The sequence below is a fragment of the Candidatus Benthicola sp. genome (assembly GCF_058719085.1).
In genome coordinates, this window is the sequence record NZ_JBZQEK010000106.1 from 1 (window position 1) to 15502 (window position 15502).

Annotated in this window: 13 protein-coding genes and 1 pseudogene; 5 read left to right on the top strand and 9 right to left on the bottom strand. The window is 67.2% G+C overall.

Annotated features, from left to right (window positions below; genetic code table 11):
- Together AC36XV_RS08525 and AC36XV_RS08530 are read right to left on the bottom strand one after the other, a co-directional pair.
- Positions 1–369, bottom strand: a 369-nt coding sequence (locus AC36XV_RS08525; protein ID WP_492203262.1) for a M14 family zinc carboxypeptidase, incomplete at its 3' end; no start/stop codon positions are given.
- Between the two features lie 14 nt (positions 370–383).
- Positions 384–2165: a M14 family metallopeptidase gene (locus AC36XV_RS08530; protein WP_492203263.1), complete on the bottom strand. Its 1782-nt coding sequence runs from the start codon at positions 2163–2165 to the stop codon at positions 384–386.
- A gap of 192 nt (positions 2166–2357) precedes the next feature.
- Between AC36XV_RS08530 and AC36XV_RS08535 the strand changes: the two genes are divergently transcribed.
- The 3 genes from AC36XV_RS08535 to AC36XV_RS08545 all read left to right on the top strand — a co-directional run bounded on the left by AC36XV_RS08535 (position 2358) and on the right by AC36XV_RS08545 (position 6816).
- Entirely contained in the window at positions 2358–3191 is an 834-nt protein-coding gene (locus tag AC36XV_RS08535) for a DUF5694 domain-containing protein (protein WP_492203264.1), read from the top strand.
- Between the two features lie 102 nt (positions 3192–3293).
- Positions 3294–4838 carry a serine/threonine-protein kinase gene (locus AC36XV_RS08540; RefSeq protein WP_492203265.1) on the top strand — a complete coding sequence of 515 codons (1545 nt, stop codon included), beginning with the start codon at positions 3294–3296 and terminating at the stop codon, positions 4836–4838.
- Between the two features lie 1315 nt (positions 4839–6153).
- Positions 6154–6816, top strand: coding sequence for a porin family protein (locus AC36XV_RS08545; protein ID WP_492203266.1), 663 nt, complete (start codon positions 6154–6156; stop codon positions 6814–6816).
- Positions 6817–6892: 76 nt separating this feature from the next.
- Here AC36XV_RS08545 and AC36XV_RS08550 read toward each other — a convergent pair whose 3' ends face one another.
- The 3 genes from AC36XV_RS08550 to AC36XV_RS08560 form a co-directional block, all read right to left on the bottom strand.
- A complete protein-coding gene (locus tag AC36XV_RS08550; protein WP_492203267.1) occupies positions 6893–7309 on the bottom strand; it encodes a hypothetical protein in 417 nt (138 codons plus the stop codon).
- 93 nt (positions 7310–7402) lie between these two features.
- Positions 7403–7831 carry an MgtC/SapB family protein gene (locus tag AC36XV_RS08555; protein ID WP_492203268.1) on the bottom strand — a complete coding sequence of 143 codons (429 nt, stop codon included), beginning with the start codon at positions 7829–7831 and terminating at the stop codon, positions 7403–7405.
- Between the two features lie 69 nt (positions 7832–7900).
- Positions 7901–8305 carry a nuclear transport factor 2 family protein gene (locus AC36XV_RS08560; protein ID WP_492203269.1) on the bottom strand — a complete coding sequence of 135 codons (405 nt, stop codon included), beginning with the start codon at positions 8303–8305 and terminating at the stop codon, positions 7901–7903.
- 206 nt (positions 8306–8511) lie between these two features.
- Here AC36XV_RS08560 and aqpZ point away from each other — a divergent pair, with 206 nt between their 5' ends.
- Entirely contained in the window at positions 8512–9204 is a 693-nt protein-coding gene (gene aqpZ / locus AC36XV_RS08565; protein WP_492203270.1) for an aquaporin Z, read from the top strand.
- 28 nt (positions 9205–9232) lie between these two features.
- On the opposite strand, the gene AC36XV_RS08570 is transcribed toward aqpZ, so the two are convergent.
- Positions 9233–12136, bottom strand: coding sequence for a TonB-dependent receptor (locus AC36XV_RS08570; RefSeq protein WP_492203271.1), 2904 nt, complete (start codon positions 12134–12136; stop codon positions 9233–9235).
- Positions 12137–12327: 191 nt separating this feature from the next.
- On the opposite strand from AC36XV_RS08570, the gene AC36XV_RS08575 reads away from it, so the two are divergent.
- Positions 12328–13647, top strand: a complete 1320-nt coding sequence (locus tag AC36XV_RS08575; RefSeq protein WP_492203272.1) for an SH3 domain-containing protein — start codon at positions 12328–12330, stop codon at positions 13645–13647.
- An 18-nt stretch (positions 13648–13665) separates the two neighbouring features.
- On the opposite strand, the gene AC36XV_RS08580 is transcribed toward AC36XV_RS08575, so the two are convergent.
- The 3 genes and pseudogenes from AC36XV_RS08580 to AC36XV_RS08590 all read right to left on the bottom strand — a co-directional run.
- Positions 13666–14079, bottom strand: coding sequence for a MaoC family dehydratase (locus AC36XV_RS08580; protein WP_492203273.1), 414 nt, complete (start codon positions 14077–14079; stop codon positions 13666–13668).
- Positions 14080–14127: 48 nt separating this feature from the next.
- A complete protein-coding gene (locus AC36XV_RS08585) occupies positions 14128–15300 on the bottom strand; it encodes an NAD(P)/FAD-dependent oxidoreductase (RefSeq protein ID WP_492203274.1) in 1173 nt (390 codons plus the stop codon).
- A 16-nt stretch (positions 15301–15316) separates the two neighbouring features.
- A pseudogene (locus AC36XV_RS08590) lies at positions 15317–15502 on the bottom strand (pyridine nucleotide-disulfide oxidoreductase); the annotation flags it as partial.

The window sequence follows — 15502 nt, forward strand, 5'->3', positions numbered from 1 at the left end:
GATGTTGCCGTCGATGTACATGGCCGGCTTCCGGTCCGCCTCGCCGACGCCGAAGTCCGTGACGGTGATCAGCCAGATCTCGCGTCCCTCGTAGCTGTCCCCGATCGAGCTCAGTCGGCAGCGATCCGGGTAGGCGTCCTCGAGTCTACGACCGATGTCTCCCACCGCCGCATGGTCGTAGTACCGGTCCCAGGTGACGGGCACCTTCGGATCCGGCGGCGCACCGAGTGCCGCGAGCGCCCCCGCCTGGGCCGCTGCGGGAACGGGCGAGGCCAGGTGAAACAGCCCGGCCGCGCCGGCCGCCAGGAGGGCGTTCGCCACCCGCAGGGTGGTCCGACCCTGGTCTTTCCGAGTCCTTGTTTCGCGCATTCGTTTCACCGTAGTCATCGGAGAGTCACCGTCTCGCTGGCTTCGCCCGCCACCGGACTCGACGCCTGCAGCGTGATCCGGGAGCCCGGATCGCCGGTCACGACCCAGTGGAGCTTCTCGTGGCCTCCGTTTCCGGGGACGGGACCTACGAGTCGCACGGCATCGCCGGCCACGATCTCCTGCCCGTTCGTGACGACCTCGACCCGAACGCGCCGCGGCCACCGGGCACGCTCGCCGAGTGTGGAGAGGGTGGGGAAGTAGCCTTCGTTCACCAGCTGAGCCTCGATCCGGTATACGCCGGACGACAGCTCGACCACCTCGACGTTCCGGAGGGCGACGGAAGGGAGCATGTTCGCCAGCGCCACGATGAACCTCTGCTGCCGCGCCAGAACGGAGTCGATCTCGGACGCCGGCGGGTTCAGGCGCGCGAAGGGCGCGAAGCCGCCCACTTCGACCGTCCGATCGGGGAAGTCCGGGTGCCGGACCTCGGTCCACGCGACGAAGCTCCCCGGTGCGTTCTCCTCCAGCCAGCGGAGGGCCCGACGTTCGTCCTCCAACGGGTCCTCTTCGCCCTCGGGCGCGCCCCGTGAGCGCCGTGCCGTCTCCTCCGTCTCCTCCGTCTCCTCACCGGCTTCACCGTCGTCGGAGGCATCCGCCGGGACCCACCACACGCGGGAGCCGAAAGCCCACCGGCCCATGTCGTAGTAGGCCGAGGAGAGAACATCCCCGGACGAAGCTGCCGAAGCCGGTCCCGACCTGAGTCCGGTCATCGCCTGAAACCGCTCGGCCACTTCACCGAAATACGGCTCGTCGGCCTCGAGGATGCTGGTGAGCGGCTGCCGGTTTCGCCGCCAGCTCGGGCCGTCCGCCCCGCCCCCATCGTCGCTCCCGGCCCGCGAACGCCGCTCGTGCTTCCAAGCCTCGAGCAGATTGTCCTGGGGCCCCAGCGCGTACACGACCGCGACGTTCGGGTGATCGAGGTAGAACCGGGCGATGGCTCTCGCTTCCGGGGCGGAGACCGGGTGCAGGCCCGCCGCCTCGGTGAAGAAGTCGTAGCCGTACGGAAGATTCCGGTTCACGTCCGTTCCGCCCGGCGGGTCCTCGTTCCAGCGTTTGTCGCCATCGTTGTCGACGCCCTCGGTGAACAGCCGGTACACCCCGGATTCTCCCTTCGCCGCGTCGGCCTTTCGGAGCAGCTCGGGGTCCTCCGGATCGGGCATCCACTCACCGGTGGGATCGAGCACCCTCATCATCGTGATGAGGCCGTTGCCATCGAGGTCCTCGGGGCCATCCTCGTCGACTTCGGTGTCGCGATCGTCGTCGTACGGCTCCTCGTTCCGTACCCGCTCGCGGCGGGGCGTCTCGAAGAAGGCGCCGGCGGCGTCCGGGTTGGCGCGCGGGATCATGTAGATCGTGAAGCGGTCCAGGAGGGCCGTCACCGTGGAGTCGCTGCCATACGAGGCGGCGAGCTCCTGCGCCGAGTGCAGGGCGACCTCGGTTCCGATCAGATGAGGCCCGTACGCCCCGGCCACCACCAGGAGTGCCGGCCGATCGTCCACGTTCTCGCCCGCGCCAATCCGGATGGCCTCGATCTTCTCACCGCCCGGCGATCGGGCGACTTCGAACACTCGCACCCGGTTGCCGTGCCGGCTCTGGAGCTCGCCGAGGGCGGAAGACAGGGCCGCGTTGTCGTGATAGGCGTGCTCGAGGCTTCGGTCCTGGGCCGGGAGATTCGCCGCGAAGAGGAGGCCAGGGAGGGCCATCGCGGCGGCGGAAAGTCGAATGGTCAGGCGCATCGTGTTCCTCGAATCGGGTGATCCGTCGTAGACGCCACGCCCCACAGTAGTGGGTCGACGGGGGACGAGCCACAATCACGTGCCGGACGCAGACAGGGTGCTCACTCATGCCTCGACCTGAAACACGGGGGTCGCCGGTCCGTACGGATTCCCGGCTCCGGGATTCGAGAACGGAAAGGAAAGGTCCAGGCGATGGCTTCGAAGTCAGCGATCCTGCGCACGGCGGCGACGGTCCTGTCGATCGGGCTGTTCTCTCCGTCGTGGCTTCCGGCTCAGATGGAGGACGCCCGCGCACCGGGCGAGGTGATGGTCCTCGGCGTCTACCATTTCAGCAATCCCGGGCTCGATGTGGTGAAGTCCGAGGTCGCCGACGTGCTCTCGCCCGACAAACAGGCGGAGATCCTCGAGGTGGTCGAGGAGCTGGCCCGCTTTCGGCCCACGAAGATCGCCGTCGAGCAACGGCCCGCTTCCTCGGGCCGTTTCGACAGCCTGTTCCAGGCCTACCTGGCGGATCGTCACACGCTCTCCCGCAACGAGACCGAGCAGCTGGGCTTCCGACTGGCGGCGATGTCCGGGCTATCCGGAGTTCAGCCGATCGACTATCCCGGGGATTTCCCGTTCGGCGAGCTGATGAGCTACGCGCAGGACCACGACCCGGCCTTCGTCGAATTCGTCGAGGAGGAGCGGGCCCGAATGACGGAGGAGAAGGAACGCACGCAGCGCGAGCTCACCGTCGGCGAGATTCTCCGGCTGGACAACGAGCCCGACTCGCTGGCCCGGAGCCACGCCCTGTACCTGAGATTCGCGAGGGTCGGTTCGGGAGACAGCTACGTGGGCGCGAACCTGCTCTCCCGGTGGTACGAGCGGAACATTTACATCTTCACCAACATCCAGCGTCTCGCCGGGCCGGGGGATCGCGTCCTGGTGATCATCGGGGCGGGACACGCGCCCATCCTCCGGGAGTTGATCTCGGCCGATCCGGCCCTGCGGCTCGTCGACGTGCTGGAGTACCTGCCCGGACCGTAGCGCGACAGGTTGACTGCGAGCGCCGATTCGTTCTTCGTAGATCGAGCGCTCCTTGCCGAGCGAGACCCTCTCCCGAGACCGACCCGCGAACCGGAGCGGCGAGTGACTGCGCCCACCCAAATCGTACCTCGAACCCTCACCGGGCTGGGCGCCGCGAGCGACCGAAAGGTCGTCCTGCGCGCGATGCGGGTGGGGCTCTGGATCTGGCCGAGCTTCGCGCTGCTCGATGCGTGGATGTGCTTCGTGGCGTTTCCCGGAGCCCCGTTCGGCCTGTTCCTCGCCTACCGCGCCGCGGTCGAGTTCATGTTCGTGGCCGTCTATCGTTCGGCGGCCCGTGGATCCTCGGACCTCCCGAGACTCTTCCGCTGGCAGAGCCTCACGTACATGGCCGCGGCCCTGGCGATCGCGCTCATGGCGATCCACCTCGGCGGCATCGAGAGTCCCTACATGCATGGAATCTCGATCGTGGCCCTCGTCTGGGCCGCTCTGGTTCCCGCCAGCTGGAGGCGTTCCCTCGCGACGTTCGTGGGGATCGGCCTCTCATTTCCGCTCGTGATGGGGATCGGCGCCCTGGTCTCGCCGGCGGCTCGTGCGGCGTGGCTGACGTCGGATTCGCTGATCGTATTCGCGAGCAACTACGTGTTCGTGCTGGCCTCGTCGATGCTCGGACTCCTGCTCAGTCACATGGTGTGGAGTGCCCAGCAGGTGGCACGGAGCCTTGGCAGCTACGAACTCGAGGGACGCATCGGACAGGGTGGCATGGGAGAGGTGTGGCGAGCGCGGCACCGTCTGCTCGCCCGCCCGGCGGCGATCAAGCTGATCCGCTCGGCCGCTCTCGATCCGAGTCTCGACACCCGCCAGACCGACCTCGTCCGGCGATTCAAACGCGAGGCGAAGGCCGTGGCGAGCCTGCGCTCCCCCCATACGGTGGAGCTGTTCGATTTCGGGGTGACGGACCACGGCACGTTCTACATCGCGATGGAGCTGCTGGAGGGCCTGGACTGTCAGCTGATGGTCCAGCGGTTCGGGGCGATGTCCGACGGGCGCGCGATCCACCTGTTGACACAGGTGTGTCACTCGCTCTCCGAAGCCCACGCTCGCGGCCTGGTTCACCGTGACATCAAGCCCGCCAACATCTTCGTATGCCGCTACGGGGACGACGCCGACTTCGTCAAGGTATTGGACTTTGGAATCGTGAAGGACCTCGAGGAAGGCGCCGACACGGCGGCCCTGACGGTCGACGGAACGGTCCAGGGCACTCCCGCATTCATGGCGCCCGAACAAGCGCTCGGGCAGGAGCTGGACGGACGTTGCGATATCTACTCGGCGGCCTGCGTCGCCTACTGGCTGCTGACCGGGCAGCCGGTCTTCACCGCTGACTCGGCAGTGGCGCTCCTGATGCATCACGTACGGACCGATCCGACCCCACCCTCCGCCCGGACCGAGCTTCCGATTTCCGCAGAGCTGGACGACCTGATCCTGGCTTGCCTGTCGAAGGACCCCGACGAGCGGCCGCAGACAGCAGGGCAGCTGGCCGACGCACTGAGGGAGGTTTCCGCTGCAAGTGCCTGGAGCACCGATCGTGCTCGCGAGTGGTGGTCCATCCACGGGACCGTGAAGAGTGTCCGAGCGGCGCCGGATTCATGAAGTGAAACGATCGGTCGTTTCGCGTATACTACGGATGGAAAACCGGCGGTCCGGATCGGATCTTCGGAGCACGCGCGGCGGGAGGAGGACTCATGTTCGAGGGACGAGGCACCATGGCGATCGCGGCTTCCGCGATCGGCCTGACCTTCCTCCTTGTGACGCCCGCCCCGGCTGCTTCGCAGGATGTCAGCGAGGCGAACCCGGAGAACCCGGCAACGGTCACGCCCGGTGACGCGTTCGGGCCGGACGGCTGGTTCGACGGGAACGTGTTGGGGTCGAGCCTGGACGACCGGTGGGCGTGGCGACCCATCCGTCGGCCGGACTGGCAGGCGTACTTCAGGTGCCGCATGGGGTACGGCGCCGGCGGTTGGGGCTGGACGGCCTACCCCTTGAATTGGGTTCCGTATCCTTACTCGGCATGGGACTTCGGCGTCGGCGACTGGATGGCGTACCCCTCGTATCGGTTCCGCTACGCGTGGGACCTGTGGCACTTCGGCCCGCGCGGATACCTGGGCTTCGGGTCTTTCGGGTTGTCGTGCCTCGACCCGTTCGTCTGGTCATCCTTTGGCTGGGTGGACAGTGGATTCATCAGAGGGAGACAGCCTTCCCCCTATTCCGTCATGTACGGACTCGGAGCACTCGATTCTCCCTTCGGTTCCGCGAACGGTTGGCGTCCGGGGGAGATGTACCCCGGCGCCCGAGGACGGCCTTTCCCTGACTACGGACCGCGCGTCCCCGCAGGCACGGGGCCGACGGCGCCCGAGGTCGACGCCGAGTCGAGAGCGTTCATCGACCCGGTGCGGAGAGAGGCGTTGGATCGAAGCCGCTGGGTCCGAACCGTCGAAGCGGCTCCGGCCCAGTCGCGTCCCCAACGGTCCCAGGCACTTCCCACCAAACCGGGTCAACGCGGAGGTACCGTCGAGCCGGTAGAGCGGCCGTCGGTCTCCCGTGGGTCTTCGAGGCCCGCGAGGAGCGGCTCCCGGGCCATGGAAGCGCCGCCCCGCAGAGCCGTCCCGGTTCCGACACGGGCGGCTCCGCGACGGGCGACACCGGCGTCGCCGAGGGCCACGTCAACCCCCAAGCGAACCGCGGCACCGACCAGGACCGGAACGAAGACGAAACGCGAGCACTGAGAGACCGGCCCTCCTCTCCTTCCCGGGAAGACACTGGCGTTTCCGATCGCTGCCAGCCGTCCGTCGAGATCGCCTCACTTCCGCCAAACGATCCACTGAACACAGGTGTTCTATGGGGCAGAGTCCGGGAGGGACTCGTTCACGAGAATCGCGGCTCGGCCGGCCGCGGAAGGGAGGCTCCGATGAGTGCGAGGGGATGGATGGGTGTGGGGGCAATCGGACTGACGCTCGCGATGTTCGCGATGCCGGACACGGCCTCCGCGCAGAATGCCGTAATCGGTTTGAAGGGTGGGATCGACAGTTACGATACCTCCTGGAGTCCGGACAGCATCGCGCCCTCGATCGGGCACAAGACGGGCTTCATCGGAGGGATCTTCGGGGGGTTGACGTTCACGAGCGTGGTCGGGGTTCAGCTCGAAGCCCTGTACTCCGAGAGGACCATCGTCGACCGGGATTCCGACGTGAGGCTGTCGTCCAGCTACTTCGAGATCCCGCTGCTGCTGACCGCCAAGTTCCCGCTGGAGTCGACTCTGATGCGGCCGATTCTCTTTGCGGGTCCGTCGGTTTCGTTCCAGTCGAAATGTGAGGTCAGCGGCGATGTCGATGGCACGGAACTGACTGTCGACTGCGACGATCCGCTGGTCGACGTGCAGACCAAGGACACGGATTGGGCGATCGTGTTCGGTGCGGGGGTCGACTACCCGGTAGGCAAGTTCCTCATCGGGGGAGAGTTTCGGTACAACCTCGGCCTCACCAACCTGAACGACGACCCCGAAACGAGCAGCTTCGAGACGGTGAAGGGGCGGATGTGGGCGATTCTGCTGACCGTGGGATATGCCCTCTGAGATTTTGACATGAGCGTCGACCCGGCACATGCGTGTGTCGGGTCGCGACTCCGGGGGATCCGGTTTCCGTGGCTGTCTACGGCAGGCGCTCGTACAGCTTCAGTTCGGCGCGGTAGTCGTCCGGTGGGATGTCACCCGGCTCTTCGGGATAGGGGCTGAGTCCGAGCAGCCTGAGTTCGTATCGACCGAGCAGCACGAAATTCGGCCCTTCGGTTGTGTGCACGACCCGCTCCATGGCAGCACCATCCCGAGGTGAGACCTCCAGGACCACCGCTCCATCACCCGCCCAAACGCACTCTGCGCGCAACGGGCATCTCGAGTCTTCGCTCACGCGCAGGAAGCGCACGTGCGTACCCAGCGGCAAAAGGGTAGCGCCTTCCCCCGGCGCCAGCGTAAATGCCTCACCGGGTTCGGGGCCGGTGGAGTCGCTTGAGCAGCCGGCCAGAACGAGTCCTGCCAGCGCAACCAGGCCTGCCATGCCCTGTCTCATCATACGGTTCCCCGTTCGCGCTTGCCGGATGGAGCAACGAGTAGACTCTGATACTCCAACGCCCGAAGCGAAGTTCTCGAGACAGGCCTGCCCACCTCAGTCCTCCTGCTTTGCCCCCTTCATCCAGTGGAGAATCACGAAGTTCACGACGGTAAGCAACGCGGCCAGCGCGAAGCGCTGGTAGGCCACCGCGGCGCCGATCGCTGCCGTCGTCCACAGACTGGCCGCCGTCGTGATGCCCCGAACGATCCCGGTGTCCGACTGCTTGAGGATCGCTCCGCCCCCGATGAACCCGATGCCCGTCATCAGGCCCTGCAAAATCCGGGACTGCGCGTCCGGAGAGTCCGGGAACGCTCCCATTCCCACCAGCACGAAGGCGCAGCTGGCCACGCTGACGATCGGAAAGGTCCTGAGGCCAGCCGGTCGGTGAGCCTGCTCGCGCTCCCAGCCGAGAGGAATGGCCAGGACGAACGCCACCGCGATGAGGAAGAGATCGTAGGCCAGGGAAGCGAGGTCGATGCTCATATACAAACAATACGTGAACCGCGGCGAAGAGGCACCGTGGGAAGGCGCGGCAGGCCATTCATGGCCGGCTCACCACGCGATCGCCAGGATCACCCAGCGTCCGCCTTCCTTGATGAGGATCAGATGGTTGACGCCTTCCTTGATGATGGGCGTTCCGCCGGGCGTCGCCGCCGCCTGGTAGCGGCTCCGGACCGAGGCCACCTCCCCCGTGATCTCCACGTCTCGGTCCACCTCCCACTCGAAGAACGACATTCCGGCGATGCGGGGTCGCGCATCCGCCTGAAAAGCCTCCTCCGTCATCACGCTTCTCACGCGGTCCTGAAAGGCGTCCGGGGAAACGCGGGCTTCCGGGTGGAACAGCGACAGGCAGAGGTCCCAGTCGCGCTCACCGTCGTTCCGGCCGGAGATGGATTCGTACAGGTCCTTCATCACGGAGGCGATGGCTTCGTGATCGTCGGACGGCGAAAAGGACATCGAGCCGGCCTCGCAGCAAAGGGAATGGGCTTACGCGAGCGGGAATGTGACCGCTCCGCTCGGATGGAGGCAAGCGTTCGGTGGCGTGGTGGGCGGCGAAGCGGTTCCCAATCCGCGGATCGCTCCTATCTTGGATGCAATCCGCGTCCTGAGCCGCCCGCCCGGTGCCGGGTCGCCACGGGCGCGGTCCATCAGGGGAGGGGCTCATGTCGATGGGTCGTCGCGCGGTTGCCGAGTTGATCGGCACGTTCTGGTTGGTGTTCTTCGGTTGCGGAAGTGCGGTTCTCGCGGCCGGAGTGCCCGATGTGGGCATCGGCTGGGTCGGCGTGGCCTTCGCGTTCGGCCTCAGTCTGATGGCCATGGCCTTCGCGATCGGGCACATCTCGGGCTGTCACGTGAACCCCGCCGTGAGCGTGGGACTGTGGGCCGGGGGGCGCTTTCCGGGGAAGGAGCTTCTTCCCTACACGGCGGCGCAAGTGGCTGGGGCTGTTCTTGCCTGCGCCGTGCTGTACTTCGTGGCCAGTGGGGCTGCGGGGTTCGATCTGTCCGGCGGCTTCGCGGCGAACGGCTACGGGGAACACTCGCCTGGCGGTTACTCCATGGCCGCGGGCCTGGTGGCGGAGGTCGTCCTTACCTTCACGTTCCTGATGATCATCCTCGGGGCCACGGATGGTCGCGCCCCGGCGGGCTTCGCTCCGATCGCGATCGGACTTTCCCTGACGGCCATCCATCTCGTCGGAATCCCGGTCACGAACCTCTCCGTGAACCCGGCCCGCAGCACCGGACCGGCCCTGTTCGTGGGCGGATGGGCGACATCGCAGTTGTGGATGTTCTGGGTCGCGCCGATCATCGGAGGATTGCTGGCCGGCGCCGTGTACCGGTGGCTCGGGAAGGAATGACGGGGACCAGAAGCCCGCGCTGCCGCGCTCAGATTCCGGGTGTGTCGTATCGGACCCTGAGGAGCGTCGTGCGGCCCAGGGTCGCGGCACCCGGGAAGGTCGCGTAGCCCGTGCCGAAGAGGTTCTGCACCCCGAGCTGAACCCAGAGCCCCGATCTCGCGAACCGGTAGCCGAGGGTGAGGTCGGCCGTGGCATAGCCGTCGACCTCGCCGGAATAGACTCCCGAGGCGGCTGGGAAGCCACGGATGGCGCGTCCGAGAAGGGTGCCGCGAAACCCGTCAGCCGGGTCGCCGTAACTCACGGCCAGCGCCCCTTTCAGCGACGAGGCGTTCAGCGCGTACCGCTCGGCGGCCTCCCCCGAGCCCGCCGTGAACACGTCGTCGCTCACCCATGAGACGTTTCCCTCGAGGCTCCAGCGGTCCGTCAGGTACCACGCGATCGAGAGGTCGATGCCGAACAGGTCGAATGCGCCCAGGTTGCGATCCGTCATGACGATCGGCGCGAAGGTGCCGCCCGACGGCTCCGGAGCCACCACCCCGAGCGGTATCTGACCCAGGTTGCCGGCCACCTCGGCCGCAGCGGCGAGCGCCGTTTCCTCGTCCGGAAAGACCGTGCCCACCCGAGCCACGAACTCTTCCGCGAGGTACGACCCCAGCGCGGTCTGGTCGAGGAACACGTTCGGCGAAATGACGCGAAGCGCCGAGATCCGGTTCGAGACGTGGCTGTACCATCCGCTCGCACCGATGAGCAGCTTTTCCTCGAGCAGTCCCTTGTAGCCCAGCTCGAGGGTATTCGTGATCCCGGCCTCGAGCGGTGGGAGGTCCTCGAGGCCGGCGAGGCCCCCCGGACGTGGATAGAACTCCTCCGCCTCCAGGTCCAGGTAGAGCGCCACCACCGGGACGCGCGAGTCGTTGGGCGGGGGAAGCTCGGACAGGAGCTGTCCGATCGCCGGATCGGCCAGTTGGACCAGGGCCACGGCCTCGCTCCACAGCGTGGCGGTGTTGCTCGGCAGGTAGTCGCGATCCGTCTGGCCGATCAGAGGGGCGAACGGCGAGAGATGCATCGGGACGCCTGCCTCCCGCCGGAAGGTGAAGCCGGTGTCGCTGCCGCCCTGAGCCCGCAGGTCGTAGCCGAAGGGCTCGAGACCCGGAATCGGTACGGTCCCGCCGGAGATGTCCAGGAAGAGCGAGATCGAGTTGGGCGTGGAGAAGGCCCGGTTGAAGGTCAGCCGAAGGCTCTGATCGGGCCTCGGGTGGTAGACGAGTGCCGCCCGCGGCGAAAACACCGGGTCCGCGATCCGGGAGTTCTTGTCGACCCGGGCCGCGAGAACGAGGTCGAACCGGCGGCTCAGGGCGGATTCCCACTGGAGGTACCCGCCCAGCTCGTTCACATCGTCGTCTTCTTCGTTGATCCCGTTGATCGTCGAGTCCGTGACCGGCACGGTGCGGAGGAAGTCGATCCCGTACACGAGGCGGTTCGCGTCCCCGAGACTGGATACGTTCTGCACCTGCGCCACGAGGAGACGCGAGCGGTCGACCAGGGTCGCCCCGGATCGCAGCAGATAAGAGCTGTCGTTCTCGTTCCAGTTCAGGTAGACCTGCGCGAACAGGTCGTTCCAGTGAAGCCTCGCCTGGGCGTAGTCGTAGGCCCAATCCACGATCTGTCCCGCTCCCAGACCGGTCAGATCCACGCTGTTGACCGCCATCGCACGACCTCCCGCTACCACCAGCTGGGTGCGCGGGGCCGGACGCCAGTCGATGCGGGCGTCCAGCGTCCAGCGCCGCAGGTCGTCGTCCCGTCCGGCGGCCACGTGGTTCACGCGGGTTTCCAGTGCGGCTTGATCCGCCGGGTCGGTGCAGCCCGCCAGCAAGGTGCAGCTGGGCAGGTCGCCGGCGAAGATGAAGCACGACGGAGCAGCGGCGGTGTAGCCTGCCTCGATGCACTCGTTGGCGGATACCTGCTGGCTCTGTTCTCCGGAATCGACGTAAGGAAAGTCGGTGGCCGCGAAGTACTGACCGGAGAGCTTGAATCCGAGCGCATCGGTGGCCCGGTAAGCCACTCGTCCTTCGACGTGGGTCACGCCCTCGACACTCGAGTCCAGTCCCTGGTCGGGCACGGCGGGCTGATCTCGAAGCCCCCCCGCCACCGACACGCTGATCCCGGGGTCGTCGATCGGCGATCGGGTGAACGAGTGCACGATCCCTTGCTCGACGTTGGGCCCGTACAGAGCCGACCCGGGACCGAGCACGACTTCCGTCCGATCGAGGTCGAGGCTGGTGATCGGATCGAAATACGAGATGTTCGCCCGGAGCGACGGAAGTCTCGCGACGCGGTGGTCGGTCATCGTGAGCGTCGCCCCGGAGAACACGTTGTTGAATCCGCGAACGACGACGTAGCTGCCCTGGAGTCCCGTCTTCATGTAGTCGACCGCGACCTGGTCGCGCACGTGCTCCACCGTCGTGATCGCCGGGCGCGCCTGAATCTCCTCGAGATCGACCGTGGCCACCGCGGCGGGAGCTTCCAATACCTTCTCCTCCGTCCTGGAGACGGAGACGGTGAGCGGGTTCAGGCGGTACGGGCGCTGGGTCATGGAGAGGGAAAGGGTGGTCGTCGAGGAATCGGCGATCGCGACCGATGGATGGGAAACGGCCAACCACCCCGGGAGAGACGCATGGACTTCGTAGACTCCCGGGGGGACTCCGCTCATCCTGAAGGCCCCACCCGGGCCGGAGAGCGCCGCGGCGATCCCTTCTCCTCCAGCGGTGACCAGTGTGATGTGGACGCTGCCCAGAGGTTCTGCCGTGGCCGAGTCGGACACCGTCCCGACCAGGCTTCCCGCTTCCTGAGCCGAACCGGGCGCGGGAAGGCCCAGGGCGATGACGATGATCACCGCCAGCCGGCCGCAGCGACGCGAAAGGACGGGCACACCCATGACGACCTCACTGCGAGAGTACCAGTGAGTTACGGAGCCTCGGTGGGGCGCGCCTCAAACTAGCATCTCAGACCCCACTTCGCTCCTGACGTCATGCTGTCATCGACGGCATCCGGGTGCTATCATTCGGTTTGCGCCCTTCCTGAATTCCGCGGCTGGCCCCGGCCGCGTCGAACGTTCGAGGCGCGAACATGCCCGATCCGATCGACGAGACACGGAGAAACCTCGCCGTACTGGACCTGCGGCCCGGGTGTTCCTGGGAGGAGGTCCGGGACCGGTACCGGTTCCTGGCCAAGGTGTGGCACCCGGATCGCTTCGGGAGCGACGCGAAGGCGATCTCCCGAGCTGAGGCCCAGTTCAAGCGGGTCAACGACGCCTACCAATGGCTCGCTGCCCACCGGCACCTGGTGGATTCCCTCGCGGCCCGACTCGGAGCTTCGGCCACGTCCGGGCAGGCTGCAGGCGCCGATTCCGATCGCCCGGCGGACACGGCGCCTGGCGAACGGACCGAGCCGCAGGAGCGTACGAAGTCGACGGCCGTTCCGCGATTGCCCCGAGAGTGGTCCCTCGAGCGGTTCCTGTGGGGCGTGATCGCCGCTTTCAGCCTCGTCGCCCTCACCATCCTCGTCGCCTCGGGGACGCTATCCGACATGCTCGATGGCCTCGACCCTGGAAACGCGGTGTCCTCGGTGGACCGCGAAGACGTCGACAGCCCCGTGCGATCCCGGGACGGGGACCCGATCGCTACTCGATTCGTGACCGCGTCCCGACTCAACGTGCGATCGAGCCCTGAGCGATCGGCTCCGACCGTGGCGACCCTCGATCATGGCGCCAGGCTCCGCGTCCGAAGCCGATCCGGGGACGGGGCGTGGCTCGAAGTGATCGGTGACGACGGCGAGGCGATCGGCTGGGTGCACGGGGACTACGTGGCGGCCGTTCCGGCCGGAGCGGATGCCGTCGCGGGATCCGAACTCCGTGATCAGGGGCCGGATCCGATCGACATGGCTGCCGCGTTCGCTGCCACGGCGCGGTCCGAGCCGGAACCTGTACGGACCGCCGATTCGCAAACCGACGGCCCGGCCGATCCGGGGACCGAAGAGGTCGGCCTGATCCGCGGGGCCTGGAAGCCGGTGGATCCGGATCCTGCGGCCCGGCGCGCCCGAGAAGGCCTCTCCTCGGGTGACGACCCGGCCCTCGAACACTGGACCGGCACGATCGAGGGACCCGTTCCGTCGGACCTCCCCCGGATCAGCGTGCGGCTCTACGAGGATCTCGCGGCCGATCGCTCGATCGGTGCCGTGGTTTACTGGCGGCCGCAGGGAAGCTGCGCCTACTCGCTCGATCTGCTCGAGGAGAGCGGCGACTGGCTTCGGACGCGGCAGGTTCCGAGGGAATCCGGCTGCGTTCCGCTTGGCGAGGTCTGGTTCCGCCTCGGGGACGCCGAGATGACCGGCATCTGGCACCGCCTCGACGGACGAAGATGGTTCACGGCGCGGCTCGGAAAGGACTGAGCTCGTCCTCCGTTCGGCTCAAGCCTCCGGTCCCGCGAACGTGTAGCACCACGCCTCCCCCTCCAGCACCACCTCGCCTCCGTCGCGTGTGACCTCGATGCCGAGCCGCGTGACCGGCTTCGACTCGTGGACGCTCATGACCCTGGCCGTGGCCGTGATCCTGTCTCCGATGAAGACGGGCGCCGTGAACTTCCAGCTCTGGCTGAGGAAGACGGTTCCGGGGCCGGGCATGTCCATGGCCACGAGGGCGTGCAGCAGTCCAGTGGTCAGACCTCCCTGCACGACCAGTCGTCCGAACTTCGTGCCCGCCGCGAACGCCTCGTCGAAGTGCAGCGGGTTCCGGTCCCCGCTGATCTGCGCGAACGCCTCGACGTGATCATCCGTCAGCGTGAGGCTGCGGGATGCGGTGTCTCCGACTGCGATGTCCATCATGAGTTCGGCTCCCACCTCGTGGTTCCCCGGTTCTCCCGGTTTCGTCGCTCAGGCGGCCGGCACGACCGTCTGCCGGTCGAGCCCGCGGGTCTCTTCGACCAGCAGGTTCATCTCCTGTGCGAGGCGCAGGTGCTTTTCTCTCACCTCTTCCAGGCTCCATTCGAACGACGCGATCTCATCGGTGACCGCCAGGAGTCCCTGCGCGCGTCGATCGCGCTCCCTCTCGTAGTCCCGAAGTGCACGATCCGTCCCCGCTGTCACCGCGCCGGCCAGAAACTCCACTTCGCGCAGGGCGTCGGTGATGCCATGGGCGGTGATCGGGTCCTTGAAGTACCCGGCGTCTCCGACGAGTGCCCAGCCCGGCCCGGCGGCGGGCCGGAGGAAGCCCGGTTCGCCGGCGAATCCCCTCAGTTTTCCCGGGCCGGGGCTGCGCCGCACCCTCTTGGCCAGGTCGGACGACACCTCCGACAGGACCGTGCGATAGAGGACGTCCAGGCCTTGGCCGCGCTCGGCCTCGAAGCGTTCCGGGGGTACGGAGACGAACACGCAGGTCTCGCCGTCGTTCGTCGGAATCGCTCCGACCGCCGCGCCGGCCCCGTAGTACCAGTGGTTTCCCTTCAGTCCGAGATTCCGCCAGTAGCCGTATACGGTCGCCGTCGTGTGCGCCGCCACGTGCCGCGGCTCCAGGTCCAGGATCCGGGCCAGACGCGAGCGCAGGCCGTCGGCTCCGATCACGAGGTCGGCCCGCACCTCGATCTCCTCGCGATCGGACCCCGCGATCCGGACGCCCTGCACCCGCCCTTCCGCGCCGGTCACGAGGTCCGTCACGGACAGGCCGTGGCGCAGCTCCGCGCCCGCGCTCTCGGCCGCGTCCGCCAGGATGGCGTCGAGGACGAAGCGCCGCGGCGAGTACAGGGCATCGACGCCGTCGCGTTCCTTGATCGGAATACGGATCGCCTCGTCGCCGTAGTGGAAGGTCGTTTCACGAACGGCAGCGGCGCCGGAGGTTCGAACGGCCTCCAGCAGTCCCCAGCGATGCAGCTGGAGAACCGCGCCCCGCATGAGGGCGTGCGTGGAGAGCGTGTCGCTTCCGCGGCGCTGCGGATCGACCACCAGCACCCTGAGGCCGGCGCGGGCCAGAAGCATGCCGATCGAGGCACCCGCGCAGCGGGCACCTGCGATGACGACGTCGTAGCGCTTTCGATCGATGCACCGGGTCATGAGGTTCGATTCCTCTCTAGGCCGCACGGTCAGCGGCCGTGGATGTCGGGTCGCCCTTCCGAACCCTTCCATCCAGAAACGCTTCCAGATGGGCACTCAGCGCGCGTGCGTCGGATCCGGCTCCGTCGATCAGGCTCGACTTGCGTCGCCGGAGAAACGGAAGACCCAGCACGTAGACTCCCGGAGAGTCGACGACTCCGCC